25 protein-coding genes, 2 tRNA genes and 1 other RNA gene are annotated in these 24,067 nt (G+C 55.4%); 12 read left to right on the top strand and 16 right to left on the bottom strand.

Annotated elements, in window-relative coordinates; all coding sequences use genetic code 11:
- The first annotated feature begins 135 nt into the window (after positions 1-135).
- Both mdtG and WFO70_RS08460 read left to right on the top strand, forming a co-directional pair.
- Complete coding sequence (gene mdtG / locus WFO70_RS08455) at positions 136-1,386, top strand: multidrug efflux MFS transporter MdtG (RefSeq protein WP_337015612.1); 1,251 nt, start codon at positions 136-138, stop codon at positions 1,384-1,386.
- Positions 1,387-1,484: 98 nt separating this feature from the next.
- Positions 1,485-1,859 (top strand): MysB family protein, encoded by a 375-nt coding sequence (locus tag WFO70_RS08460; protein WP_039032335.1) that lies wholly within the window; start codon positions 1,485-1,487, stop codon positions 1,857-1,859.
- Here the strand turns inward: WFO70_RS08460 and WFO70_RS08465 are convergent, their stop codons facing one another.
- The 3 genes from WFO70_RS08465 to mdoG form a co-directional block, all read right to left on the bottom strand.
- Positions 1,860-2,087 (bottom strand): YceK/YidQ family lipoprotein, encoded by a 228-nt coding sequence (locus WFO70_RS08465; RefSeq protein ID WP_337015613.1) that lies wholly within the window; start codon positions 2,085-2,087, stop codon positions 1,860-1,862.
- A gap of 61 nt (positions 2,088-2,148) precedes the next feature.
- Positions 2,149-4,677, bottom strand: coding sequence for a glucans biosynthesis glucosyltransferase MdoH (gene mdoH, locus WFO70_RS08470; protein ID WP_337015614.1), 2,529 nt, complete (start codon positions 4,675-4,677; stop codon positions 2,149-2,151).
- On the bottom strand, positions 4,670-6,205 hold the full coding sequence (mdoG, locus tag WFO70_RS08475) for a glucans biosynthesis protein MdoG (protein WP_337015615.1): 1,536 nt from the start codon (positions 6,203-6,205) through the stop codon (positions 4,670-4,672). The genes mdoH and mdoG overlap by 8 nt, the downstream gene beginning before the upstream one ends.
- Before the next feature lie 273 nt (positions 6,206-6,478).
- Here mdoG and mdoC point away from each other — a divergent pair, with 273 nt between their 5' ends.
- The gene (gene mdoC / locus WFO70_RS08480; protein WP_337015617.1) at positions 6,479-7,639 is read left to right on the top strand and encodes a glucans biosynthesis protein MdoC; all 1,161 of its coding nucleotides are present in this window, start codon (positions 6,479-6,481) and stop codon (positions 7,637-7,639) included.
- Between the two features lie 34 nt (positions 7,640-7,673).
- Here the strand turns inward: mdoC and WFO70_RS08485 are convergent, their stop codons facing one another.
- The 6 genes from WFO70_RS08485 to csgB all read right to left on the bottom strand — a co-directional run bounded on the left by WFO70_RS08485 (position 7,674) and on the right by csgB (position 11,505).
- Complete coding sequence (locus WFO70_RS08485) at positions 7,674-9,158, bottom strand: phospholipase D family protein (protein ID WP_337016647.1); 1,485 nt, start codon at positions 9,156-9,158, stop codon at positions 7,674-7,676.
- Entirely contained in the window at positions 9,094-9,636 is a 543-nt protein-coding gene (gene ymdB / locus WFO70_RS08490; RefSeq protein ID WP_337015618.1) for an O-acetyl-ADP-ribose deacetylase, read from the bottom strand. The genes WFO70_RS08485 and ymdB overlap by 65 nt, the downstream gene beginning before the upstream one ends.
- Positions 9,637-9,720: 84 nt before the next feature.
- Positions 9,721-10,020 (bottom strand): type 1 fimbrial protein, encoded by a 300-nt coding sequence (locus tag WFO70_RS08495; RefSeq protein ID WP_337015620.1) that lies wholly within the window; start codon positions 10,018-10,020, stop codon positions 9,721-9,723.
- Between the two features lie 163 nt (positions 10,021-10,183).
- Positions 10,184-10,504 carry a curli assembly chaperone CsgC gene (gene csgC / locus WFO70_RS08500; protein ID WP_337015622.1) on the bottom strand — a complete coding sequence of 107 codons (321 nt, stop codon included), beginning with the start codon at positions 10,502-10,504 and terminating at the stop codon, positions 10,184-10,186.
- Between the two features lie 60 nt (positions 10,505-10,564).
- Complete coding sequence (gene csgA / locus WFO70_RS08505; RefSeq protein ID WP_337015623.1) at positions 10,565-11,014, bottom strand: curli major subunit CsgA; 450 nt, start codon at positions 11,012-11,014, stop codon at positions 10,565-10,567.
- Between the two features lie 41 nt (positions 11,015-11,055).
- Positions 11,056-11,505 carry a curli minor subunit CsgB gene (gene csgB, locus WFO70_RS08510; protein ID WP_337015624.1) on the bottom strand — a complete coding sequence of 150 codons (450 nt, stop codon included), beginning with the start codon at positions 11,503-11,505 and terminating at the stop codon, positions 11,056-11,058.
- 748 nt (positions 11,506-12,253) lie between these two features.
- On the opposite strand from csgB, the gene csgD reads away from it, so the two are divergent.
- Genes csgD through csgG form a run of 4 tightly spaced genes read left to right on the top strand, consistent with a single transcriptional unit; the run spans position 12,254 to position 14,588 of the window.
- A complete protein-coding gene (gene csgD / locus WFO70_RS08515) occupies positions 12,254-12,904 on the top strand; it encodes a biofilm master transcriptional regulator CsgD (RefSeq protein ID WP_337015625.1) in 651 nt (216 codons plus the stop codon).
- Positions 12,905-12,908: 4 nt separating this feature from the next.
- Positions 12,909-13,298, top strand: coding sequence for a curli production assembly/transport protein CsgE (gene csgE / locus WFO70_RS08520; RefSeq protein ID WP_337015626.1), 390 nt, complete (start codon positions 12,909-12,911; stop codon positions 13,296-13,298).
- 13 nt (positions 13,299-13,311) lie between these two features.
- The gene (gene csgF, locus WFO70_RS08525) at positions 13,312-13,728 is read left to right on the top strand and encodes a curli production assembly/transport protein CsgF (protein ID WP_337015628.1); all 417 of its coding nucleotides are present in this window, start codon (positions 13,312-13,314) and stop codon (positions 13,726-13,728) included.
- 26 nt (positions 13,729-13,754) lie between these two features.
- Complete coding sequence (gene csgG, locus WFO70_RS08530) at positions 13,755-14,588, top strand: curli production assembly/transport protein CsgG (RefSeq protein WP_032617498.1); 834 nt, start codon at positions 13,755-13,757, stop codon at positions 14,586-14,588.
- Between the two features lie 45 nt (positions 14,589-14,633).
- Here the strand turns inward: csgG and WFO70_RS08535 are convergent, their stop codons facing one another.
- The 4 genes from WFO70_RS08535 to ghrA form a co-directional block, all read right to left on the bottom strand.
- Positions 14,634-15,116: a DUF1097 domain-containing protein gene (locus WFO70_RS08535; RefSeq protein WP_337015629.1), complete on the bottom strand. Its 483-nt coding sequence runs from the start codon at positions 15,114-15,116 to the stop codon at positions 14,634-14,636.
- A 96-nt stretch (positions 15,117-15,212) separates the two neighbouring features.
- The gene (locus WFO70_RS08540; protein ID WP_337015630.1) at positions 15,213-15,767 is read right to left on the bottom strand and encodes a TorD/DmsD family molecular chaperone; all 555 of its coding nucleotides are present in this window, start codon (positions 15,765-15,767) and stop codon (positions 15,213-15,215) included.
- Positions 15,768-15,787: 20 nt separating this feature from the next.
- Positions 15,788-16,525 (bottom strand): phosphatase, encoded by a 738-nt coding sequence (locus WFO70_RS08545; protein ID WP_337015631.1) that lies wholly within the window; start codon positions 16,523-16,525, stop codon positions 15,788-15,790.
- Positions 16,526-16,608: 83 nt separating this feature from the next.
- Positions 16,609-17,547 (bottom strand): glyoxylate/hydroxypyruvate reductase GhrA, encoded by a 939-nt coding sequence (ghrA, locus tag WFO70_RS08550; RefSeq protein ID WP_337015632.1) that lies wholly within the window; start codon positions 17,545-17,547, stop codon positions 16,609-16,611.
- A gap of 228 nt (positions 17,548-17,775) precedes the next feature.
- Between ghrA and WFO70_RS08555 the strand changes: the two genes are divergently transcribed.
- Positions 17,776-17,863 (top strand) — tRNA-Ser (locus WFO70_RS08555).
- Between the two features lie 452 nt (positions 17,864-18,315).
- On the opposite strand, the gene WFO70_RS08560 is transcribed toward WFO70_RS08555, so the two are convergent.
- Entirely contained in the window at positions 18,316-19,221 is a 906-nt protein-coding gene (locus tag WFO70_RS08560; protein WP_337015633.1) for a LysR family transcriptional regulator, read from the bottom strand.
- 110 nt (positions 19,222-19,331) lie between these two features.
- Between WFO70_RS08560 and WFO70_RS08565 the strand changes: the two genes are divergently transcribed.
- The 4 genes from WFO70_RS08565 (at position 19,332) to WFO70_RS08580 (ending at position 21,308) form a co-directional block, all read left to right on the top strand.
- Complete coding sequence (locus tag WFO70_RS08565) at positions 19,332-20,192, top strand: pirin family protein (RefSeq protein ID WP_337015634.1); 861 nt, start codon at positions 19,332-19,334, stop codon at positions 20,190-20,192.
- A 20-nt stretch (positions 20,193-20,212) separates the two neighbouring features.
- Entirely contained in the window at positions 20,213-20,890 is a 678-nt protein-coding gene (locus tag WFO70_RS08570) for an isochorismatase family protein (protein WP_337015635.1), read from the top strand.
- A gap of 146 nt (positions 20,891-21,036) precedes the next feature.
- Positions 21,037-21,124, top strand: a tRNA-Ser gene (locus tag WFO70_RS08575).
- Positions 21,125-21,169: 45 nt separating this feature from the next.
- Positions 21,170-21,308, top strand: a non-coding RNA gene (locus WFO70_RS08580) — RtT sRNA.
- A 184-nt stretch (positions 21,309-21,492) separates the two neighbouring features.
- Here WFO70_RS08580 and phoH read toward each other — a convergent pair.
- Together phoH and efeB are read right to left on the bottom strand one after the other, a co-directional pair.
- On the bottom strand, positions 21,493-22,281 hold the full coding sequence (gene phoH / locus WFO70_RS08585) for a phosphate starvation-inducible protein PhoH (RefSeq protein ID WP_337016648.1): 789 nt from the start codon (positions 22,279-22,281) through the stop codon (positions 21,493-21,495).
- Positions 22,282-22,781: 500 nt separating this feature from the next.
- The gene (gene efeB, locus WFO70_RS08590; RefSeq protein ID WP_337015636.1) at positions 22,782-24,065 is read right to left on the bottom strand and encodes an iron uptake transporter deferrochelatase/peroxidase subunit; all 1,284 of its coding nucleotides are present in this window, start codon (positions 24,063-24,065) and stop codon (positions 22,782-22,784) included.
- Positions 24,066-24,067 lie beyond the last annotated feature (2 nt).

Consider the following 24,067-nt stretch of genomic DNA (forward strand, 5'->3'; position numbering starts at 1 on the left):
GCGGCCTTTCCGGCCGCACTGCCCTTTTGACTTATGATGCTTTCCAACATTGCAGCACCCATCACCCAGGCGCATAATTAGCAGGCTTATTATCTTCTTTAAATGATGCCGCTGCGCATCATAATGCGGATAGCTATGTCTCCCTCAGAAACACCCATAAACTGGAAGCGGAACCTCACGGTGGCCTGGCTGGGCTGCTTTCTTACGGGCGCCGCCTTTAGCCTGGTGATGCCTTTCCTGCCACTGTATGTCGAGCAATTAGGCGTCAGCGGCCACAGCGCCCTCAACATGTGGTCGGGGCTGGTGTTCAGTATCACCTTCCTCTTCTCCGCCATCGCCTCTCCGTTCTGGGGTGGGCTGGCGGATCGTAAGGGGCGCAAGATTATGCTGCTGCGCTCGGCGCTGGGCATGGCTATCATCATGCTGCTGATGGGGATGGCGCAAAACATCTGGCAGTTTCTGATCTTACGCGCCGTGCTGGGTCTGCTGGGCGGATTTGTGCCTAACGCCAACGCGCTTATCGCCACGCAAATTCCCCGCCATAAAAGCGGCTGGGCGCTGGGTACACTTTCAACCGGTGCGGTCAGCGGTGCCCTGCTCGGCCCGCTGGCCGGTGGATTACTGGCGGACAGCTACGGTCTGCGGCCGGTATTCTTCATCACCGCGGGCGTCCTGTTTGCCTGCTTCCTGGTGACCCTGTTCTGCATTCGGGAAAATTTCACCCCGGTGCCGAAAAAAGAGATGCTGCATGCCCGTCAGGTCTTTGCCTCGCTGAAAAACCCCAAACTGGTACTCAGCCTGTTTGTCACCACCCTGATTATCCAGGTAGCCACCGGCTCCATCGCGCCGATCCTGACCCTCTACGTGCGCGACCTCGCCGGTCACGTCAGCAATATTGCCTTTATCAGCGGCCTGATTGCCTCGGTGCCCGGGGTGGCCGCGCTCATCAGCGCCCCACGGCTGGGGAAACTGGGGGATCGTATCGGCCCGGAAAGGATCCTGATTGTCGCCCTTGTGATCTCCGTCCTGCTGCTGATCCCGATGTCCTTCGTGCAATCGCCGTGGCAGCTGGGCGTGCTGCGCTTTTTACTCGGTGCCGCCGATGGCGCGCTGCTGCCTGCGGTTCAGACCCTGCTGGTCTATAACTCCACCAATCAGATCGCCGGACGTATCTTCAGCTATAACCAGTCGTTCAGGGATGTCGGCAACGTCACCGGCCCGCTTCTGGGTGCCGGGATTTCCGCCAGCTACGGCTTTCGCGCGGTGTTTATTGTGACCGCCTGCGTGGTGATGTTTAACGCCTTTTACTCCTGGGTGAGTCTGTCGCGCGCCGTGCGCCAGCCGCGAGTGGTTTCCGGAGCAGATAAGGTCTCTGCGCCCGATTAAGACAACTTCGTGAACGCTTTTACGGCTTTCATACTTGCAATTATGGAGAATCAGCTATTCTTTCCCTGAACACCATGTCAAATCACAGGGAGACGCCGATGACTATGTTTGCCACTCTAGAGGAAGCGATTGATGCCGCGCGCGAGGAGTTCCTCGCTGACAATCCCGGCATTGAGGAAGATGACGCGAATATTGAGCAACTCAATATCCAGAAATATGTCATGCAGGATGGGGACATTATGTGGCAGGCCGAATTTTTTGCCGATGACGGCGAAGACGGCGAATGCCTGCCGGTACTGAGCGGTGAAGCGGCCCAGGCGGTGTTTGATGGCGATTATGACGAGATTGAGCTGCGTCAGGAGTGGCTGGAAGAGAACACCCTGCATGAATGGGATGAGGGTGAGTTTCAGCTCGAGCCGCCGCTGGATACCGAAGAGGGTCAAACCGCAGCGGATGAGTGGGATGAGCGTTAATTACTCATAGGGTCCATGCTGAGCGTCAACAGGCAGCAGCAGGGTATCGAACACCAGCGAAAATGGCAGATCCAGCACCGTCAGGTAACGCCACGCGGAGTCGCGAACGTCCCACTGCACACCCGGGTAGTATTGATTGCCGTGCCCCTGTCCGGGGATGGTCCGGCTGATAATACTTCCGCAGCCGCTCAGCAATAACGCCATCGAAATGACGATGAACACTCTCATTTAATACCTCTGATAAAAAAATACCGGCCCTGGAGCCGGTATTTATTTGCCCTTCAGTGCATCACTTCGCTTTCAACGCCTGCGGGTTCAGCTTCAACGTCTGATAATGGTTCACCCAGGAAGAGTATCTCTCCGGGGCAGACCAGACACGATAATGCAGACGCGACAGGGTAACCGGATCGCTCAGCAACACCAGACGACGATCGCGGTTCAGCTTCTCCGGCGTCTCGTTCAGCGCCTGCTCAACGTGGCGATCGCGGGCGATCTCCAGCACATGGCTGGCACGGTGACGGGCTGTCGCCATGGCGGTGGCCAGCGCGTTGAATGACGGGTTAAACACGGCGTGCATAAAACCATCTTCCAGCGAACGGCTGCGGTTGAGCTCCAGATACTTGTCGGTATCCACCAGCACCTGCGGCGGGGAATACTCTTCCGGGATCAGGAACAGCTTCCAGCGTTTAGTGCGCAGACCCACGGTCGAGCGGCTGGAGATCACCGACACGAACGGAGAGAGGATCAGCGAGAAGACAATCGGTGCCAGCCAGAACAGGAAGCGCAGATCCAGCCACGCCATCCCGACGGCCCACACCAGGCCGAGCAGCATCTGCGAGCCGTGACGCATAAAGGCTTCGCTCCACGGGGTGGAGTCATCGTCACGCTGCGGTGAGTTCCAGACCACTTCCCAGCCGAGGAACGCGCTGACCACGAAGACGGTGTGGAACAGCATACGCACCGGCGCCAGCAGCACCGAGAACAGCACCTCCAGCAGCAGGGAGAGCGTTACGCGGAAGAAACCGCCATACTCTTTCGAGCCTTTACACCAGATCAGCACGATACTCAGCAGCTTCGGCAGGAACAGCAGCACCATGGTCGAGGCAAAGAGCGCAATCGCCAGCTCAGGACGCCACTGCGGCCACACCGGGAACAGCTGGCGCGGTTGCAGGAAGTACTGCGGCTCGGTCAGGGCGTGTACCACCTGCAGCGCGGTCGACAGGGCCAGGAACATAAACCACAGCGGCGCGGAGAGGTAGGACATCACGCCGGTCAGGAACACGGCACGGTGTACCGGGTGCATCCCTTTGACGAGGAACAGGCGGAAGTTCATCAGGTTACCGTGACACCAGCGGCGGTCACGCTTCAGCTCATCCAGCAGGTTCGGCGGCAGCTCTTCATAGGAGCCCGGCAGGTCATAGGCAATCCACACCCCCCAACCGGCACGACGCATCAGCGCGGCTTCCACGAAGTCATGGGACAGGATCGAGCCCGCAAACGAGCCTTCGCCTGGCAGCGGTGCCAGCGCACAGTGCTCGATGAACGGCTTCACGCGGATAATGGCGTTATGCCCCCAGTAGTGCGATTCCCCCAGCTGCCAGAAGTGCAGACCGGCGGTGAACAGCGGCCCGTATACGCGGGTCGCAAACTGCTGGCAGCGCGCATACAGGGTGTCCATGCCCGACGCTTTTGGCGAAGACTGGATGATCCCGGCATTCGGGTTGGCTTCCATCAGGCGCACGAGGCCCGTCAGGCAGTCACCGGTCATCACCGAGTCAGCATCCAGCACCACCATGTAGCTGTACTGATTACCCCAGCGACGGCAGAAGTCATCGATGTTGCCGCTTTTACGCTTCACACGACGGCGACGGCGACGGTAGAAGATCTGCCCTTCGCCCTGCACTTCAGCGATCAGCTCCATCCAGGCTTTCTGTTCCGCCACGCAAATGTCGGGGTTGTAGCTGTCACTCAGGATGTAAACGTCGAAGTGTTCGCCGTTACCGGTGGCTTTCACCGACTCCCAGGTGGCGCGCAGGCCCGCGAAGACGCGATCCACATCTTCGTTACAGATAGGCATGATCAGCGCCGTGCGGTGCTCAGGGTTGATGGGTTCATCCCCCACCGTGGAAGCAGAGATGCTGTACTTGTCCCGACCGATCAACAGCTGCAGGAAGCCCATCAGCGCGGTCCAGAAACCGGCCGATACCCAACAGAAGAGGATAGCGAACAGCAGCAGGATGCCGCTTTGCAGGACATACGGCAGCAGCTGCATAAACGAGACCAGCAGATCCTGGCCGAACATATCGGCCGGATTGATCAGCGCCCAGCCCTGGTAAGGCAGAATGGTCTTCATATACCAGGTGGCGACAACGGTCTGCGCGATAGTCAGCAGCAGCAGGATGTAGCGGCGAATACTGCCGACGGTACGCCATTTTTCCTCACTGGCCTGCTGTTCTTTGGTCAGGCGAGAGAGGTAGCGCGGGGTCACGTCGCGGCCACGCAGGCGATCCCAGAAACGGCCCACCGGGTTGGTGCGCCAGGGATCCGGGAACATTGAGGAGCGCGTCGCTTTCGGCATCGCTTCAAGCTGGGTACGCCCTTCGTCATCGCGAATCAGCTGGCCTTTGCCCAGTGAGTCGGGCCAGGCCTGCTCAAGGCGGCTTTTAACCGAGCCCAGCGGGGTATCATCTTCACGGGTATATGAATGATGATCGGCATCCAGCGCGGTATGCACCGCGCTGATGTCGCCCTTCGGCAGTGCCGCCTTCTCGATATCGGTCAGCGGCATGGCATCGATATACTCAGTTGTCTTATTCATTGGCAGGTAGCTGATAGCTCCAGGTTTCACTCAGCGGCTGGTCAGCGTTCACCAGAGAGGCACGCATCTCAGTCGGTTGTTTCGCGTCTTTCAGTTTCACACGCAGGGTTAAACGCCAGCCTTTAGTGACCGGGTTATAACGCACGTTGTTTTCAACGATTTCACCGTTGTCACCGATGCTCGCCTGGGCGGTAACCGGGGTTTCCGGTGCCAGTTTCGCCATCTCCTGGCCGGTGAAGTCCACCACGAAGGCAATGGTGCCATCCGGCTGGCGGATCAGATTCGACTGTTTCACATCACCGGTAGAACGGCGCGTCTGCAGTACATACGCGTTGTCCGGGGCATGCAGCTTGTCTTCATCGCGGCTCATGGTGATGGAGTAGTTGAAGTTCATCTCTTTACCGGCCTCCGGCAGCTGATCCGGCGTCCAGTAGGCGACGATGTTGTCGTTGGTTTCGTCGTTGGTCGGAATTTCTACCAGCTCAACTTTACCTTTGCCCCACTCGCCTTTCGGGGTGATCCAGGCGCTTGGGCGCAGATCGTAACGATCGTCCAGATCTTCAAAGCGAGAGAACTGACGACCGCGCTGCAGCAGGCCGAACCCCTGTGGGTTTTCCATGCTGAAGCTGCTTACCGCCAGGTGTTTCGGGTTGTTCAGCGGGCGCCAGATCCACTCGCCGTTACCGGCCAGGATCGACAGACCGTTGGAGTCATGCAGTTCCGGGCGGAAGTTGGTGGCAGACGACGGCTGGTTCGGCCCGAACAGGAACATACTGGTCAGCGGCGCGACGCCCAGTTTGCCGACCTTATCGCGCAGATAGACTTTCGACTGCACGTCAACCACGGTGTCGCGGCCTGGAATGATCGTGAAGCGATAGGCACCGGTTGCACGCGGGGAATCCAGCAGCGCATAGATAGTCAGGCGCTTGTCGGTTGGTTTTGGACGCTCAATCCAGAACTCGCGGAAACGGGGGAACTCTTCCCCGGAAGGCAGTGCGGTATCAATCGCCAGACCGCGCGCAGAGAGGCCGTAGACCTGGCCGCCGCCGATGACGCGGAAATAGCTTGCCCCCAACATGCTGACAATTTCGTCGTTCTTATCTTTATTGTTGATGGGGTAAAGCACTTTAAAGCCCGCGAAGCCCAGATCTTTTACGGTGTCTTTATCGTGTTGCACATTGCCGAAATTAAAATAGTCCGGGCTGTACTTGATTTTACGTACCGCGTTGGATGTCACTTCATTGATGGTAACAGGCGTGTCGAAGTACATCCCCTGATGATAAAACTCAAGCTTGAACGGGGTCTTAATCTTATTCCAGTAGGCTTTATCGTGATTAAACTGGATCTGCTGATAGTCCGCATATTTCATATCGCGGAAAACGGAGGGCAAGTTACTTTTTGGCGCTTCGTACCCTTTTCCTGCCATCGATTTTGCCTGTTTTGCGACGTCGTCGATGGTAAAGGCCAGGGCCGATGAGGTATACAGAGACAACAAGACGGCTGCCCCTATCCAACGCATTTTCATCATTTGTGGTGTATGTTTCATAATAAGTAAGCACTTCCCCCTTTGTGTGCTTATATCGATCCGATCCATTTTAATGGAAAATCAGGCATTCCGACAACATAATCACCGCTTTGTTCAGCGTGCTGGCTCATGGATTAAGCAAGTGAAAGTAACCCGTATTCACTTTGCGTGCTTATCCTGGAGACAGTATGTCGGACTTCGTGTAGGGTTGGCTCCGAATGTAACCACTATTGCTCTTAGGGATAAGGCGATAAGTCTGAGAATGCACAACGCTATATGAGTAACGTACCCGCACAACGCGAATATTTCCTTGATTCTATTCGGGCCTGGCTGATGCTACTGGGGATCCCGTTTCACATCTCCTTGATCTATTCAAGCCATGTCTGGCACGTCAACAGCGCCGAGTCCTCCTGGTGGCTGACGCTGTTTAACGATTTTATCCACTCATTCCGGATGCAGGTCTTTTTTGTTATTTCGGGCTATTTTTCCTACATGCTGTTTCTGCGCTACCCGCTGAAACGGTGGTGGAAAGTGCGCGTCGAGCGCGTCGGTATTCCGATGCTCACCGCGATCCCCCTGCTGACGCTGCCGCAATTCATTATGCTGCAGTATGTAAAAGGCAAAGCGGATACCTGGCACAACCTGTCGCTGTACGAAAAATACAATACCCTCGCCTGGGAGCTGGTCTCGCACCTGTGGTTCCTGCTGGTACTGGTGGTGATGACCACGGTCAGCCTGTGGGTGTTCAGCCGTATGCGCCGCCATCTCAGTACCCGCTCGGAGACCTTTTTCGCGGACATCAGCTGGGGCAAACTGTCGGTTCTGTTTTTACTGCTGGGCATTGCCTACGCCGCGCTACGCCGCACCCTGCTCATCGTTTATTCACCGATCCTCAGCGACGGCCTGTTCAATTTTGTGGTGATGCAGACCCTTTTCTATCTGCCTTTCTTTATTATTGGCGCGCTGGCGTTTGTGCATCCAAAACTGAAAGCCCTGTTCACCACCCCGTCGCGCGGCTGTACCCTCGGGGCGGCGCTGGCGTTTGTCGCCTATCTGCTGAATCAGCGTTATGGCAGCGGCGATGCCTGGATGTATGAAACCGAAAGCGTGATTGCCATGCTGCTGGGGTTATGGATGGTGAACGTGGTCTTTGCCCTGGGGCATCGCCTGCTGAACTTTAAATCCGCACGCGTCACCTATTTCGTTAACGCCTCGCTGTTCATTTATCTGGTGCACCATCCATTGACGCTGTTTTTCGGCGCTTACATCACGCCGCATATCAGCTCAAACCTGTTGGGCTTTATCACCGGGCTGGTGTTTGTGGTGGGTATTGCGATTGTGCTGTATGAAATTCATCTGCGTATTCCGCTGCTGCGCTTCCTGTTTTCCGGCAAACCGGCCAGCAAAGCGAATAACGCCCCGCAGGCCACCAGCTAATCCTGTGCGCGCCGGTCACTGAACCGGCGCCGCGTTACAGCAACCACTCCACCGGCAGCCAGTAGGCCAGTCGCACCAGCATCCGCTGCATAAACCGGGTTTTTGGCTCCTTTTTGTGGACGATTTCCTCTCCATCCTTGCGCTCAATCCAGTTCAGACGCCCCAGATTATCCAGCTTGAGCTGCCAGGCCTCATGGCGCTGACTGCGCACGAAACGGGTGTGGATCAGCCGCGCCAGCACCTCGCTTTCAATCACGAAGCCCATCTCCGTGTTCAGCATGGTTGAACGGGGATCAAAATTCAGCGAACCAATAAACACCTTCTCGCCGTCGATGCTGAACGTCTTGGCATGCAGGCTGGAGCCGGAGTTCCCGGTAATGCCGCGATCGTGCACCACAGGTACGCCATCCTGGGTCGGTTTTAGCTCATACAGCTCAATGCCGTGGCGCAACAGCTTCTTACGCCAGCGGGCATAGCCAGCATGCACCACCGAGACATCGTTGGCCGCCAGCGAATTGGTCATGATGGCGACTTTAACCCCTTTGCGCACCATCTGCAGCAGCAGGGCCACCCCCGCCCGGGTCGGGACAAAATAGGCCGAGATAATCGCAATTTGCTCCACCGGCGAGCCCATCACGTCCAGCAGGCGCTGCGGCAATAGCGAATGGCGTTTGGCTCTGCCCTGCCCTTTACGCGGATCGTCGCTGAGCAAACGGGTTTTCGCCCAGATCAAGGGTAAATTTCCGGCCTCAAGGCGGGTAATAAACTCGCTGGACTGGAGTTTATCCAGATAGCGGCGGGTAATATCGTCCCGATACCACTCCTCAGGCGGATGAATTTTATCCTCGATCTCGGTTTCGGACAGTTCCAGCACCTGCTGGAGCGTGGAGACCGAGGCGCAGTTCCAGTAGCGCTCAAAGTCATCGGCCACGTCCTGCACCACCGGGCCGGTGGCCATCACATCCAGATCGGAGAACAGCGGCTCTTCGCCCGCGCCAAAGTAGGCATCCCCGATGTTTCTGCCGCCAATAATGGTGACCTCTCCGTCCACGGTAAAGCTCTTGTTATGCATCCGCCGGTTGAGGCGGGCAAAATCGGTGAGATAACCGAGGGCGCGCAGGGTGCGGAATGAGAAGGGATTGAACAGACGAACAGAGAAATTGGGATGCGCGTCCAGCAGGCGCAGGATGGCGTCCAGACCCTGGGTATTGTTGTCATCCAGCAGCAGACGCACCCGCACGCCGCGCATGGCGGCGGAGAGCAATACGGAAAACAACAGCCTTCCCGACATGTCGTCTTCCCAGATGTAGTACTGAACATCGAGGGTCTTTTCCGCCATCTCCGCCAGCCGGTAGCGGCAGGCGAAGGCGTCGAGACTGTTATCAAGAGGGAGAAGTCCACAAAGGCCAGGATGTGCGGAGCTGACCGGCGCAATCGCGCGTCCTAGTCGCGTGTTATGCGTCGGTTTCCTGTCCTCGTTGGGTAAGCAGTCGCTTGTATAGTCGGGCATTTTCTTCATCATAGCAGACAAAGTATACCCGCTCCGGCAGAGGCTTGCGGGTGAGATAATCCGAAACCGTGTTGACAGCGATTTCAGCCGCTGCCGCGCGGGGATATCCGTACACGCCGGTGCTGATAGCCGGGAAGGCGAGCGTCTGATAGCCGTTGGCTGCCGCCAGGTTCAGGCTGTTACGGTAAGCCTCTTCGAGGATCCGGGCTTCATGCTGCTCGCCCCCATGCCAGACGGGGCCGACGGTATGGATCACCGCTTTGGCGGGCAGGTCGCCCGCCAGGGTGATCACCGCCTGGCCTGGTGCGCATTCGCCCTGCTGCTGACGCACCACCTTGCAGGCCTCCAGCAGGGCCGGCCCTGCTGCCCGATGAATGGCACCATCCACGCCGCCGCCGCCCATCAACGAAGGATTGGCGGCATTGACCACCACATCAACATGCAGGGTGGTGATATCACCGAGAAAAACTTCAATACGCGAGTTCATAATCAACCTCTGCTGACGCTTTTTTCTTAAGTGTATCGCAGAGGATGGGGAGTGTAAGCCCGGTAATCTGAAAACCGCCCCGTCTCAGCGATAATCCACCTGCATGATAGCCAGCGTCTTTTCAGGGTTGAGGTATTTCATACTGAGGGTTGCCCGATCCGGGATAGCGACCCTGCCGTATACCGCATCTGAATAGCTTATCTGTTGGGTTTGCTGCTTTGTATTCTGCGGACAGGTCACCGAAATGTTGTGCGATGCGGGGGTGATGTTACAGGGATCCTCGACAATACTGCCGGTGAAATAGAGGACATTACTGGCATACGCCGGGGCGAGCATAACCCCCAGCACGAGCGTGGCGGCAAGTTTGATACGGGACGAGAGCATCGGTGCGATCCTTAATGACCATCGTCCGTGATAATGAAATTACGTGCCCAGACCGGGCTGTCGACTGGCATCGGCGATGCCAGCAACACAAGGATAACCACACAACAACATTTTCCCTACATCAACCAATATATTGATTTCATGAATGTTTTAAGCCCCCGCGTCAGGATGCTGGCCACTGTTGCGACAGGTGTAGCGATTTGCCGTCCGACACGGTGACAATGACATTCACTTTGTCGTTGGGCCCCGAGTTAACAGTCATTCGGGAAAGATTAACCGTTTGATTGGCCGGTAATGAGACGGTATTTTGCTGCCGCGAGGTGCTCTGCCCGCCGGGTCCGCTGCGTGAGGTGAGGATCTGCACCTGGCACAGACAGGGTTCTGTCACCGTGACCTGGGGAATAATGGTCAACATCTCCCCCTCCGTGGTCGTCTGAAAGGTGATCTGGCTGGTGAGTGCGGCAAGCAATAACAATGTATTCATGATCTTCTCCCAAAAAAAAACAGGGCCTCAGCCCTGTTTTTCGTCGTACGGACGTCAGCGTTAGTACTGGCCAGCAGTCACGGTGTTGCCGAAGCCAACCTGAGTGATGTTAGCGGTAGCGCCGTTAGAGGTCTGACGCAGATCAACGTCGTTGCGACCACCAGACTGACGAACATTAGCAGTGAGGTCTTTGCCACTCCACTGGCTGATGGTAGCGGAGTTACCCTGACCACGCTGGTTCAGATCGATTTCGCTGTTATCAGCGCCCTGAGACAGGTCAGCATCGTTACCGAAACCGCTCTGAGTTACGGTGATTTCAGACCCACGAGCGTCGCTCTGCAAAGCGTCTACGTTGTTACGACCACCGTACTGATAAACAGTCAGTGTTTCTGGGCTAACGTTATTATTACCGTTGCCGCCATGATTATTGCCCCATTGTGGCACGGAGCCAGCCATAGCACTGCCAGAAACCACGATTGCTGCAATTACTGCCACTTTTAAAAGTTTCATTGTAAAGCCCCCATCGGATTGATTAGTTCGTCACTGAATAGCTAGCGTTGGATGACGCGAATTGCCATTTGTGACTGTCTCTGCACTACAACTGCCGTTTTTTGCGTACCGTACTGCGTAATATTCGCTTTATTACCAGAACCTTTCTGAATAATCATTGCGGTATTACCATATGCACCTTGATTAATACTCGCACTGTTCGAGTTCCCTTTTTGATCAATATATGCAAGGTTATAACTCCCTGATTGATCAATGTTCGCCCGATTATTCCCGCCCTCCTGGGAAACCACAGATAACAATTTCGAGCCCTGCTGGCGAACAGTCGCGTCATTATTAACGCCCTTTTGTCCAATGATAGCGGCCTGGTTATATGATGATTTACTCAATTCATTAACCGCGAAATTGTATTCTGAAGAAGCCAAATCAGTAGTTGCGAAAACGAATCCAGGTGCACCCAGTAATGTAAACATCAATAACAAACTGTTCTTCATGTTATCACCCTGGACCTGGTGGTAAAATAACTTGCGTTAACAAGACGAAATATTTTGTTAACCCGACGTTACGATGAAGAGTATGTCTGCCGAAACAATTTTAATATCTCACCCGCCAGTCGTATTTTTATTCCCACTTTCACCCCAAAGTATTAAAAAAAATTAAACAGTGTGACGATACAGCGATTTAACAGGCAGTTAAAAATGGCCATATGCGGATTTCGGAAATGGATAGCGGAGAAAAAGCTGTTTTGCCGTTTCGCCTGCCCTTGAGGGGGGCGATCAGGATATATCCATGATTGCGTGACAAAGTGCGTGATTTCTTAAGGCATTTACAGAGTGTAAGAATAGGCTTAGCGCTTTAGCCCTACTCATACCTTCATGTCAATAACTTACAAAATATAAAACATATAAAAATCATAAATATAATATAATTTGTATGATTTTTTAAATGTGTGCACCAATACCAATATGTACAACTTTATGATGAAATCTCATAAATTCATGAACCCTATTTTTACAAAGTAATATTGATTTTTACATTCTGTTACACGTTTAACACTTGCTTTAAAAACGGTAATAGCTAGATTGAAAACAGAAGTTCGGCATTATCATTTTATTTTCCCTTACCTCTAAGGGATATGGTCTTTCTTCTACACACAGCAGTGCAACATCTGTCAGTACTTCTGGTGCCCCCAATAATATTATTGGGGGCAACTGCCAGGTGTTTCAAAAAAGGGGTTTCATCATGTTTAATGAAGTCCAAAGCTTTCATGGTCAGACATTATTGTTAGTGACCAAACCTTCTTTACAGGCGACAGCCTTACTGCAGCATTTAAAGCAAAGTCTTACATTGAGCGGAAAATTGCATAGCATTCAACGCTCTTTCGATGACATTGCGCCTGGTAGCATTATTCTTTTCGATATGATGGAAGCGGATAAAAAACTTATCCAATACTGGCAAGATATTTTAAGCAGAAAAAACAACAATATCCGTGTGTTATTGTTGAATACCCCTGAGGAGTATCCGTTCAGGGATATTGAAAGCTGGCCGCATATCAACGGCGTCTTTTATGTCAATGAGGACGAGGCGCGCGTGGTAGAGGGCCTGCAGGGCGTTCTGCGGGGTGAATGCTATTTTTCGCAAAAACTTGCCAGCTACCTCATAACGCATTCCGGAAATTATCGCTATAACAGTTCAGAGTCTGCTTTGCTGACCCATCGCGAAAAAGAGATTTTGAATAAATTACGTATCGGAGCTTCAAATATTGAAATCGCCCGTTCGTTATTTATCAGCGAAAATACGGTTAAGACCCATCTTTATAATCTTTTCAAGAAGATAGCTGTTAAAAACCGGACGCAGGCGGTTTCATGGGCAAATGATAACCTCAGGCGTTAACAGTATGAAACGCACAGTGAGATGGATTACCGCAGCAGGCCTTTGGCTTGCTGCCGGGAATCTTCATGCGGTTGAAGTAGAGATCCCAGGATTGTTAACTGACCACACTGTCTCGGCAGTCGGTCATGCTTTTTATCGCGAATTCAGCGACAAATGGGAAAGTGACTATCCTGGGAACTTAACGATCAATGAACGGCCCAGCGCGCGATGGGGAAGTTGGATTACGATAACGGTTAATCAGGACGTTATTTTCCAGACTTTCTTATTCCCAACGAAAAGAGACCTGGATCAAAACGTGGTCTTTGCTCTGGCTCAAACCGAAGAAGCAATAAATCGTCTGCAGATCGATAAAGCTCTGCTCAGTACCGGCGATTTAGCGCAAGACGAGTTTTAATTCGGAGGCATACATGCGTGTTGTCTATGCAGTTATCGCTTTACTGCTCATTCCATCGTTGAGCTGGGCCGGAAATATGACCTTCCAGTTCCGCAACCCTAACTTCGGTGGTAACCCTAATAACGGTTCTTTCCTTTTAAACTCAGCCCAGGCGCAAAACTCCTATAAGGATCCGAGCGCCGATGATGACTTCGGTATTGAGACTCCAAGCGCCCTGGATAATTTTACCCAGGCGATCCAGGCCCAGGTTCTGGGCGGATTATTGACCAATATCAACACCGGTAAACCGGGCCGTATGGTGACCAGCGACTTTATTGTCGACATCGCCAATGCGGACGGACAAATGCAGTTGAATGTCACGGACCGGAAAACGGGGAGAACTTCCACCATTCAGGTTGCTGGCTTGCAAAATAACTCTACCGACTTCTAAGCAATGTCGAGATAAGGACAATAATCATGCAGCGCTTTCTCATACTTGTTGCAGTGTGCTTATTGAGCGGTTGTTTAACTGCTCCCCCGAAACAGGCGGCAAAACCGACATTAATGCCTCGCGCCCAAAGCTATCGTGATTTAACCCAATTACCACTGCCTACGGGTAAGATCTACGTGTCGGTTTACAATATTCAGGATGAAACAGGCCAATTTAAACCTTATCCGGCAAGTAACTTCTCCACCGCTGTCCCGCAAAGCGCCACCGCGATGCTGGTCACGGCGTTAAAAGATTCTCGCTGGTTTATTCCTCTGGAACGTCAGGGGCTGCAAAACCTGCTCAACGAACGCAAAATCATTCGTGCAGCGCAGGATAACGGCACCGTGGCGATGAACAACCGGATTCCGTTGCACTCTCTCACGGCGGCTAACGTCATGGTGGAAGGCTCGATTATCGGTTACGAAAGTAATGTGAAATCGGGGGGCGTGGGGGCGCGCTACTTCGGTATCGGCGGTGATACCCAGTACCAGCTTGATCAGATCGCGGTGAACCTGCGGGTGGTCAACGTGAGTACCGGTGAGATCTTATCTTCCGTCACCACCAGCAAAACCATCCTCTCGTACGAGGTTCAGGCCGGGGTGTTCCGCTTTATCGACTACCAGCGACTGCTGGAAGGCGAAATCGGTTATACCTCTAACGAACCGGTGATGCTGTGCCTGATGTCGGCTATCGAAACCGGGGTGATCTTCCTGATTAATGACGGTATCGATCGCGGCTTGTGGGACCTGCAAAACAAGAACGAAGTGAAAAACGATGTTCTGGTGAAATACCGCGAGATGTCATCGCCGCCAGAATCCTGACAGAAAGCGCATTAAAAAAGGCGAGACCGGGGTCTCGCCTTTTTTTTATTTGCTTAACGCCGTGACGTTTCGCGCTCTGTCCCGGCGCGCCGCCAGCCACAGGCCGCTGTTCTTCATGGCATAGCCAAACACCAGTCCTAACGCCAGCGAAGGCACCACCAGCCGCCAGTCCCCCTGCCCTGCAAAGGTGGCGCAGGCCCCCATAAAGGTGCCGGGTACAAACGACAGCAGCAGGTGTTTTGCCTGGATGCACATCAAAAACGCCACCACGCCGGTCATGACGTAGCCGACAATCTCCAGATGGGGCGCCAGCGCGCTGCCGTGGATGATGATCATCGCCCACACCACGCCGCTCATCAGCGTGCAGGCCGAGATAAACAGCCCCTTCACCCCGCCCTGCGGGCAGGCAAAATAGGCTGTGCAGCCCAGAAAGCCGGCCCAGCTGAGCAGTCCGAGGGAGACGGCAACCCAGCCCCATATCCCGGAGAGGATGCCAGTCGTGATTGCAATAGAAAGTAGTATGTTCATGGCGCGCATCTTAGCAGATACGCGGCCATGAAAAGAGATCAGGAACACATAATATGCAAATTGAGAATTACTGTTACATTAGAAAAGTGATCCAGATCACTCTTCATTCTCTTCCTGCAGTTCATCCCACATCGCGGCAACGGCGTCCCGGGTCAGAGGTGCCATGGTGCGCCAGAATGGCGACGTGGCATGGGCTTCGACCTTACCGAGAAACGCGCCGCACCAGGGTAAGATGTACTCCCCGAAGAGGGTTTCCAGCGCCTCGTTTTCGTCTTCAGCCGCGTGATCTTCGATCCACGAGGCCGCCAGCAGCAGCGTGCCGATATGATCGGCTGGGGTATCGGTCAGCGGCATGCCGCGCGCAGAGAGAAACGCCCGCACTTCCGCTTCGGTCGCTCCCTCTTCCCAGGCGGAGCGATAAGGCGACACGCGACACTCTTCCCCGACAAACAGGGCATTGTAATCGGCTGAAATCTGCTGCATGTCGCAGCTGTTTTGCAGACGTTGCAGCAGTTCATCCTGCTCAAGCGGCCAGCTCTGGGCCAGCTTGCCTTCGCGGATCAGGGTAAACAGCGGCACCAGCAGCGGATCCTGCGGCTGGCGATAATAGAGAGAACCCAGTACGCGGCAGAGGATGGAAAACTCGTTCATTTATTTAGTCCATTACACAGTTAAAAATCAGCAAATTCGTCAATCGGGGCCATGCCGCGTGATTCCAGAAAATCGAGTAACCGACGCGGAGTAACATTCAGAATACGATCTTCCGGGAACCCTACCGCATCAAGAATTTTGCGGCACTCGCTAAAATCACCCAGCGTGAAGGCGGTGTGGGAGTCGGACCCCAGCGCCACATAGCCCCCGGCGTCACGCACCGCCGCCGCGACGTCACGGCAGTTCGCTTCACTGCCCTTGCGGGAGTGAATAAAGGAGGAGTTATTGATCTCCAGCGCCACGCGATGCTCGGCGGCAGCCCGGGCGACGGCCTGAATGTCGATAGGGTATTTCGGGTTGCCCGGATGGCTGATGATATGCACGTTGCCGCTGGCGATAGTGGCAATCATCGCCTCGGTATTCGTGGCTTTATCCTGCGGGGCAAACACCGGCTCATGAAAACCGGCGAGGATCAGATCCAGAGAGGTCAGCATCGGGCCGGTACAGTCAATCTCGCCCTGGGTATTTTTGATGTTGGCCTCAATACCGCGCAGGATCCCGACACCATCCACCACCCGCGGCCAGATGCGCATATTCACAAAGTGCCAGTAGTGCGGGGCATCGGCCATATCCGGACCATGATCGGTGATCGCAAAGAGTTTGATGTTCTTTTGCTTTGCCTGGGCGATGTAGTCATGAAGATTGCTGTAGGCGTGAGTGCTGGCGACGGTGTGCATATGCAGGTCAACGGGGTACATCGTTATCTCCTCTCGTGTTTCCCAAAGGATAGCAGTTATCCCAGGCGTTTATTAGCAAAAACCCGGCGATGGCCGGGTTTGACTCAGTATCCGCGCTGCCTGTCGACCTGTCCGGTGACCGGCTCGCCTTTTTCCAGCTGGGTGATGGTGCGCGCAATATAGGCGACCGCTTCTGCCGGACGCGTTACCGCCGCCACGTGCGGGGTCATGGCCACGCGCGGGTGAGCCCATAAAGGATGGTCGGCTGGCAGCGGCTCTTTGCTGTAGACATCCAGCATCGCCCCTTTCAGCTTGCCGTGCTCCAGCGCCGCCAGCAGATCGGCCTCCACCAGGTGCACGCCACGCGCCAGGTTCATCAGGTAGCTGTTATCCGCCAGCTGATTCAGCAGGCCGCTATTGATGATCCCCACCGTCTCCGCCGTATTCGGCAGCAGGTTAATCAGCACCCGCGTACCCTGTAAAAACTGCGGCAGTTCGTCCATCCCGGCAAAGCTGGTGACGCCAGGGTAGTCTTTTCGGGTACGGCTCCAGCAGCGCAGCGGGAAGCCCCAGGGTGCCAGCGCCTCGGCGACTTTAGAGCCCAGCACACCGGCACCTAGGATGCCGATGGTAAAATCTTCGCGCTGATAATCGGCCAGCGGCTCCCAGCGGGCCTGCTGTTTTAACGCCTGATAGTCATCAAAGCGGCGGAACCAGTGCAGCACCTGGCTTACGGCATACTCCTGCATCTGCTGGCCCATGCCGGTATCTTCCAGACGAAACAGCGGGATGGACTCCGCCAGCATTTCCGGGTGCGCCTTAAGCTTGCTGAGGATCGAGTCCACCCCGGCGCCGAGGGCAAACACTGCTTTCAGATTGCGTCCCTGCAGCATCTCTACCGGGGGATGCCATACCAGAGCATAATCCGCCGGTTCATTATCGCCGCGTTTCCACTCGCGAACCCGTGCCCCCGGCAGCGCCGCCGAAAGCGTTTTAATCCAGTAAGCGTTATCAAATGTCGGGTGGTAAAAAATGATGTCCATTGCGATTGCCTTCTGTTGCGCTGTTTTACGTTCATTTTCAACTGCATCGCAGCATAACAAATTTTGTGAGCGAGGTCGTTGTAGATAAAAGAGGCACTTTCAGCACAATTCGAAATCAGGTTGGTTGAAGTTTGTCTCAACGCGCTAATTTACTGAAAAAGTTGATTGACGTAAGTAAGGCTTTTCCTTACATTAGCGCCCGTTCCGGTAACAACGGAATGACAATATGGTGAGGTGTCCGAGTGGCTGAAGGAGCACGCCTGGAAAGTGTGTATACGGCAACGTATCGAGGGTTCGAATCCCTCCCTCACCGCCATATTTAAAGAAGAGCTCGCATGAAAATGCGGGCTTTTTTTTCGCATATTGCACGCCACCGGGAGGGATGAGCCCCCTCGACTGAGGGTTCGACAACTGGCGACAGCCAGTTGGACAGACCGCGAACGCAGTGAGTGGGCTGCCCGAAGGGCGAGCGCAGCGAGTCAATCCCTCCCTCACCGCCATATTCGAGATGAGAGCTCGTACGAAAGTACGGGCTCTTTTCTTTTATAGTCTCCCGAGAGGGAGGGATGAGAACCCCCGACCGAGGGTTCGACAACTGGCGACAGCCAGTTGGACAGCCTGAGAGCGCAGCGAACAGGCTGCCCGAAGGGCGAGCGCAGCGAGTCAATCCCTCCCGGTGCCAAATGCAGCACCCTGCGATCTGCTGAAATGTCGGGTGGCGCTCACGCTTACCCGACCTACAAACCCCAAACCCAAACCCCACCCCACTCACTCCTCCACCATCCGCGCATACTCCTCGGTCAAAAAATCCACCAGCGTTCTGACGGACGGTAACAGCCCGCGCCGCGAAGGATAGACCGCGTGGATCACCTCCCGCCGCGGCTCCCACGCCTCAAGCACTTTTATCAACGCCCCTGACGCCAGCTGATCCTTGACCATCAAAATCGGCAACTGCACCAGGCCCACACCGGCCATCGCCGCCTCGCGCAGCGCCAGCATGTCGGTGGTGATCAGACGCGGGTGAAAATGGATCTCCGCCCGGGCCCCTTCCGGCCCGTTCAGCGCCCACTTATGCACCTGTTTCCCCTCCCCCATACTCAGGCCGGGCCAGGCGCTGAGTTCAGACGGCACCTTCGGCATGCCCAGCCGGGCAATAAGCTCCGGCGATGCCACCAGGCAGTGGCCTCTGTCAGCCAGTACCCGAAGAACCAGATCGCTGTCGTCAAAGGGGCGCGGGCGCACGCGAATCGCCACGTCGATGCCCTCCGCCACCAGATCCACCCGCCGGTTAGTCGCCTCAAGCTGTAAGTTAATGCCGGGAAAGCGCGCCATAAACCTCGCCAGCATCGGGCCGACGTGGACATGCAGCAGCGTCACCGGACAGGTGATCCTCACCATGCCGCGGGGTTCGGCCTGCAACGCCGCAACGGCCTCCTCTGCCGCCTCGGCCTCTACCAGCATCGCCTTGCAGTGCTGATAGAAGGTGTGCCCCACCTCCGTAACCGCAAACTGGCGGGTGGTGCGCTGGATCAAGCGCACCCCGAGCCGCGTCTCCAGCTGGGCAATCCGTCGGCTGAGTTTAGATTTAGGCTCATCCAGCGCTCTGCCCGCCGCCGCGAAGCCACCGTGATCCACCACCTTCACAAACCACGCGAAATCATTGAGATCCTGCATAACGTCCTCGTCGTTCCATTTCAGGAACAGTGCATGTCATTTTTGCCATCTACCGGGATATTAAACCGGAATATAAGCTAATTACATCAACCGAACATCAGGAGAAGACGATGAAAAACGTAACAGGCATTTATACCGCACCCCGCCAGCACTGGGTTGGCGACGGTTTCCCGGTGCGTTCGATGTTTTCTTACCAGACCCACGGCGAGTCGCTGAGCCCATTTTTACTGCTGGACTACGCCGGGCCGCACAGCTTCCCGGCAGATGGAGCCAAACGCGGCGTGGGTGAGCATCCCCATCGCGGTTTTGAGACGGTCACTATCGTCTATTCCGGCGAAGTGGAGCACCGCGACTCAACAGGCAAAGGCGGCGTGATTGGCCCAGGTGACGTGCAGTGGATGACGGCCGGGTCCGGCATTCTGCATGAGGAGTTCCACTCCAGCGCCTTTGCGCAGCAAGGGGGTGAGCTAAAAATGATCCAGCTGTGGGTCAACCTGCCGGCGAAAGACAAGATGGCGACGCCGGGCTACCAGAGCATCACCAAAAATCAAATCCCGGTGGTTGCCCTGCCCGACAACAGCGGCGAGCTGCGGGTTATCGCCGGACGCTACGGCGATGCCACCGGTCCGGCGCACACTTACTCCCCGCTGAACGTCTGGGACATCACCCTGCGTCAGGGCAGCCATCTGACGCTCGCTCAGCCTGCGGGCTGGAGCACGGCGCTGGTGGTGCTGGAAGGCCACGTGACGGTAAACGGTTCCGCCCAGGCGGGTGAAGCGCAGCTTGTTGTCCTGAGTCAGGAAGGCGAGAAGCTGCATCTCGAAGCCAGCGACGACGCCAAAGTGCTGGTGATGGCCGGAGAGCCGCTGAACGAACCCATCGTCGGCTACGGTCCGTTTGTGATGAACAGTAAAACCGAAATCGCAGAGGCTATTAGCGATTTCAACTCCGGCCGCTTCGGCCAGATCTGAACCTAATAAAGGAGAGAATCATGTCTACCCCAGCTAACTTTAACGGTGCTCGTCCGGTTATTGATGTGAATGATGCGGTGATGCTGCTGATCGACCACCAGAGCGGCCTGTTCCAGACCGTCGGTGACATGCCAATGCCGGAGCTGCGCGCCCGCGCTGCGGCGCTGGCGAAAATCGCTACTCTGGCGAATATCCCGGTGATCACCACCGCCTCGGTGCCGCAAGGGCCAAACGGGCCGCTGATCCCGGAGATCCACGCTAATGCCCCGCATGCGCAGTACGTGGCGCGTAAAGGCGAGATCAACGCCTGGGATAACCCGGAATTCGTGGCCGCGGTGAAGGCGACCGGTCGCAGGACGCTGATTATCGCCGGGACCATTACCAGCGTCTGTATGGCATTCCCGTCAATCAGCGCGGTAGCGGACGGGTACAAAGTGTTTGCGGTGATCGACGCTTCGGGGACCTACAGCAAAATGGCGCAGGAGATAACCCTGGCGCGTGTGGTGCAGGCGGGCGTTGTGCCGATGGATACCGCGGCGGTGGCCTCGGAGATCCAGCGCACCTGGAACCGTGAAGATGCGGCGCAGTGGGCGGAAGTCTACACGCACATCTTCCCGGCGTACCAGTTGCTGATCGAAAGCTACGGCAAGGCGCAAGAAGTGGTGAAGAACAGCGAAGCGCTCGATTCACAGCGTTAATGGTTAGCTCCACGGCCTGAAAACCGTGGAGCTGCTTATTGCTTAACCGAACGCGCAGTAAAGCAGAAAATCTGCTTGACCGTTTTAGCCTGACTCCCTATAGTAGCGCCCCGTTGCCCCCGAGAGGAAAGGCAGCAAAACAATATGGTGAGGTGTCCGAGTGGCTGAAGGAGCACGCCTGGAAAGTGTGTATACGGCAACGTATCGAGGGTTCGAATCCCTCCCTCACCGCCATATTTAAAGAAGAGCTCGCATGAAAATGCGGGCTTTTTTTTCGCATATTGCACGGCTGCGGGAGGGATGAGACCCCTCGACCGAGGGTTCGACAACTGGCGACAGCCAGTTGGACAGACCGCGAACGCAGTGAGTGGGCTGCCCGAAGGGCGAGCGCAGCGAGTCCATCCCTCCCTCACCGCCATATTCGAGATGAGGGCTCGTACGAAAGTACGGGCTCTTTTCTTTTATATTCTCCCGGTGCCAAATGAAGCGCCGTGCGGCCTGAAACGTCGGGTGGCGCTCACGCTTACCCGACCTACAAAATCCATCCGCTACAGTAAAAACAACAAAGCCCGGTTTCCCGGGCTCTGCACACATCAACAGACTCAATAGTAGGCGTTCAGTGTTCGCTGGCACAGGGCCGAGCGCACGCAGTCATCTTTAGTGAACTGCACTATCCCTACCATCTCATCCTCAACGAAACGTGCCAGCGCATCGCTCAGACCCGATTTGACGCCGGATGGCAGGTCGCACTGGGTGATATCCCCGTTGACGATCACCGTTACGTTTTCCCCGAGGCGCGTTAAAAACATCTTCATTTGCGCAGCAGTTACGTTCTGAGCCTCGTCGAGAATCACAACCGCATTTTCAAATGTACGTCCGCGCATATAGGCGAACGGCGCAATTTCTACCTTGCCGATTTCCGGCCGCAGGCAGTACTGCATAAAAGATGCGCCCAGACGCTTGACCAGCACGTCATAAACGGGCCGGAAGTATGGCGCAAATTTCTCCGAAATATCACCAGGCAAGAAGCCGAGATCTTCATCGGCCTGCAAGACCGGGCGAGTGACAATAATCTTGTCGACGTCTTTATGAATCAGAGCCTCTGCCGCTTTGGCTGCACTTATCCAGGTTTTCCCGCACCCGGCTTCCCCGGTGGCGAAAATCAGCGACTTATTCTCAATAGCATTCAGGTACTGCGCCTGAGCGTCATTGCGTGCAACAACTGGCGTCATATCCCGGCTGTCCCGTGCCATGCCAATTGCTTCAACACCACTCATCTGCACAAGCGAGGTGACCGACTCTTCTTCACGCTGTTTATGGCTACGTGAATCCCGTCTCAGCACACGTTTTGCTTCACGACGAGCTTTGATCACTGCTTTTTGTCTTCCCATGGATAGCACCTTGAGTTGTTGGTATTCATCACTCGTACCGGCATCGGTACGATTAGGCGAACAAACATCTGAGGGTTGGCTTCCTTCTAAGCCATAGCTTACTTGGTTAAATGACCCGGCCGAATCGCTATGCTCACCATTCGTCAGGTCGGAAAAATCAGGATTTGCTGTGGAGGGGGAGAATTTTTCGGTGAAGAGATCGCTGCCGGAGTGTGAGCCTCCGCGCCGGGTGCTGCGGTTGTTACGTTTGCCTTGTCCAGTAGAGGACCCAACCATTCGCGATCTCCAGAGTGATTCATGTTCACTGTAAGGTTTACCGCTTTCTTACTCTAAGTACATCAGGATTTAGCATGAATGCAACATTATTTTTACCTGAGTGCAACTTTTAAGATTCGCCTGACAGCATTAATGAGTCTGCTAGCGAAATATTACACAATTATAACAAGGAGATAGAGAGACGTAAAAAATGTGTCCCGCTTAAGGGGTAAGCGGGACGGGATTCAGGCTTCAAGCAGCCCCTGAGCGAGCCAGCCGTTTTTATCACGCACGCCCGGCAGAGCAAAGAAATAGCCCCCACCCACCGGCTTGATGTACTCCTCCAGCGCTTCACCGTTCAGACGCTTCTGCACGGTCAAAAAGCCCTGCTCCAGATCGTGCTGGAAGCAGACAAACAGCAGGCCCATATCCAGCTGCCCGGAATTGGTCACCCCCAGCGAGTAGCTGTAGCCCCGGCGCATCATCAGGTTAGACTCAGTCTCCTTTGTACGCGGGTTGGCGAGACGGATATGGCTGTCGAGGGCAATCACATTGCCATCGGGATCGCTGGCGTAATCCGGCACGTCGTGCTCGTTTTTCATGCCCAGCGGCGCGCCGCTGTGCTTGTCGCGGCCAAAAATGGTCTGCTGCTCTTTCAGCGGCGTGCGATCCCAGAACTCAACGTGGAACTGGATAATGCGCACCGCCTGATAGCTGCCCCCCACCGTCCAGGCCGGTTCGCCCTGATCCGCTGTCACCCACACCACGCTGTCCATCAGGGGCGCATCCTGGCTGTTCGGGTTGGCGGTGCCATCCTTAAAGCCGAGCAGATTCACCGGCGTCTCTTTGCCTTTGCTGCGCGCGGCGTGGTCAGAGATAAACCCTTCCCGCTTCCAGCGCACGCTCAGCAGATCCGGGGTGTGCTTGATGAGATCCCGCAGGGCGTGGATCACCGTGTCCTGGGTGTTGGCGCAGATCTGGATCAGCACATCACCGTGGCACAGGGCCGCATCCAGGGAGTCATTCGGGAAGCGCACCATCTTCTGCAACGATTTCGGTTTCTGCGGCGCGAGGCCGAAGCGATCGTCAAACAGCGAGGCCCCGAGCGATACCGTCATGGTCAGGTTATCCGGGGCGATAAAGGCCCCCAGGATCCCGGAGTCCATCGGCGGCAGACGCGGGTTCGGCGTATCGGGGGCCGGGCCGCCGGTGGTCAGAAAGGCAATGCGCTGGGTCAGGAGACGGAACAAGCGTTCCAGCTCGCTTTTGTCGCTGGCCAGCACATCAAAAGCCACCAGCATCATCGACGCCTGCTGCGGGGTTAAGATCCCCGCCTGATGCGTACCGTAGAACGGCTGAGTCTCCATCCGGGCATCCGGGGAGAGCGTGCCCGGCGCGCTCTGCGGTTTTGCTGCATGCGCCATCGGGCAACCGCCTGCCAGGGCAAGAGCGCCGCCAAGCGCCCCTACCCCTTTCAACAACCGACGTCGTGACGGTTCAGCCACGTCGTACTCGTCATGCTTGTTCATCA

Origin of the sequence: Leclercia sp. AS011 (assembly GCF_037152535.1) — a bacterium.
GTDB lineage: Bacteria > Pseudomonadota > Gammaproteobacteria > Enterobacterales > Enterobacteriaceae > Enterobacter.

Coding starts and splice junctions, on each gene's coding strand:
- csgA (WP_337015623.1), bottom strand. CDS start 11,014: ATGAAACTTTTAAAAGTGGCAGTAATTGCAGCAATCGTGGTTTCTGGC.
- efeB (WP_337015636.1), bottom strand. CDS start 24,065: ATGAACAAGCATGACGAGTACGACGTGGCTGAACCGTCACGACGTCGG.
- WFO70_RS08495 (WP_337015620.1), bottom strand. CDS start 10,020: ATGCTCTCGTCCCGTATCAAACTTGCCGCCACGCTCGTGCTGGGGGTT.
- ymdB (WP_337015618.1), bottom strand. CDS start 9,636: ATGAACTCGCGTATTGAAGTTTTTCTCGGTGATATCACCACCCTGCAT.
- csgC (WP_337015622.1), bottom strand. CDS start 10,504: ATGAATACATTGTTATTGCTTGCCGCACTCACCAGCCAGATCACCTTT.
- csgD (WP_337015625.1), top strand. CDS start 12,254: ATGTTTAATGAAGTCCAAAGCTTTCATGGTCAGACATTATTGTTAGTG.
- phoH (WP_337016648.1), bottom strand. CDS start 22,281: ATGGGAAGACAAAAAGCAGTGATCAAAGCTCGTCGTGAAGCAAAACGT.
- WFO70_RS08540 (WP_337015630.1), bottom strand. CDS start 15,767: ATGAACGAGTTTTCCATCCTCTGCCGCGTACTGGGTTCTCTCTATTAT.
- csgB (WP_337015624.1), bottom strand. CDS start 11,505: ATGAAGAACAGTTTGTTATTGATGTTTACATTACTGGGTGCACCTGGA.
- mdoH (WP_337015614.1), bottom strand. CDS start 4,677: ATGAATAAGACAACTGAGTATATCGATGCCATGCCGCTGACCGATATC.
- mdoC (WP_337015617.1), top strand. CDS start 6,479: ATGAGTAACGTACCCGCACAACGCGAATATTTCCTTGATTCTATTCGG.
- mdoG (WP_337015615.1), bottom strand. CDS start 6,205: ATGATGAAAATGCGTTGGATAGGGGCAGCCGTCTTGTTGTCTCTGTAT.
- WFO70_RS08465 (WP_337015613.1), bottom strand. CDS start 2,087: ATGAGAGTGTTCATCGTCATTTCGATGGCGTTATTGCTGAGCGGCTGC.
- csgG (WP_032617498.1), top strand. CDS start 13,755: ATGCAGCGCTTTCTCATACTTGTTGCAGTGTGCTTATTGAGCGGTTGT.
- mdtG (WP_337015612.1), top strand. CDS start 136: ATGTCTCCCTCAGAAACACCCATAAACTGGAAGCGGAACCTCACGGTG.
- WFO70_RS08535 (WP_337015629.1), bottom strand. CDS start 15,116: ATGAACATACTACTTTCTATTGCAATCACGACTGGCATCCTCTCCGGG.
- csgE (WP_337015626.1), top strand. CDS start 12,909: ATGAAACGCACAGTGAGATGGATTACCGCAGCAGGCCTTTGGCTTGCT.
- WFO70_RS08485 (WP_337016647.1), bottom strand. CDS start 9,158: ATGAAGAAAATGCCCGACTATACAAGCGACTGCTTACCCAACGAGGAC.
- ghrA (WP_337015632.1), bottom strand. CDS start 17,547: ATGGACATCATTTTTTACCACCCGACATTTGATAACGCTTACTGGATT.
- WFO70_RS08565 (WP_337015634.1), top strand. CDS start 19,332: ATGAAAAACGTAACAGGCATTTATACCGCACCCCGCCAGCACTGGGTT.
- WFO70_RS08570 (WP_337015635.1), top strand. CDS start 20,213: ATGTCTACCCCAGCTAACTTTAACGGTGCTCGTCCGGTTATTGATGTG.
- csgF (WP_337015628.1), top strand. CDS start 13,312: ATGCGTGTTGTCTATGCAGTTATCGCTTTACTGCTCATTCCATCGTTG.
- WFO70_RS08560 (WP_337015633.1), bottom strand. CDS start 19,221: ATGCAGGATCTCAATGATTTCGCGTGGTTTGTGAAGGTGGTGGATCAC.
- WFO70_RS08545 (WP_337015631.1), bottom strand. CDS start 16,525: ATGTACCCCGTTGACCTGCATATGCACACCGTCGCCAGCACTCACGCC.
- WFO70_RS08460 (WP_039032335.1), top strand. CDS start 1,485: ATGACTATGTTTGCCACTCTAGAGGAAGCGATTGATGCCGCGCGCGAG.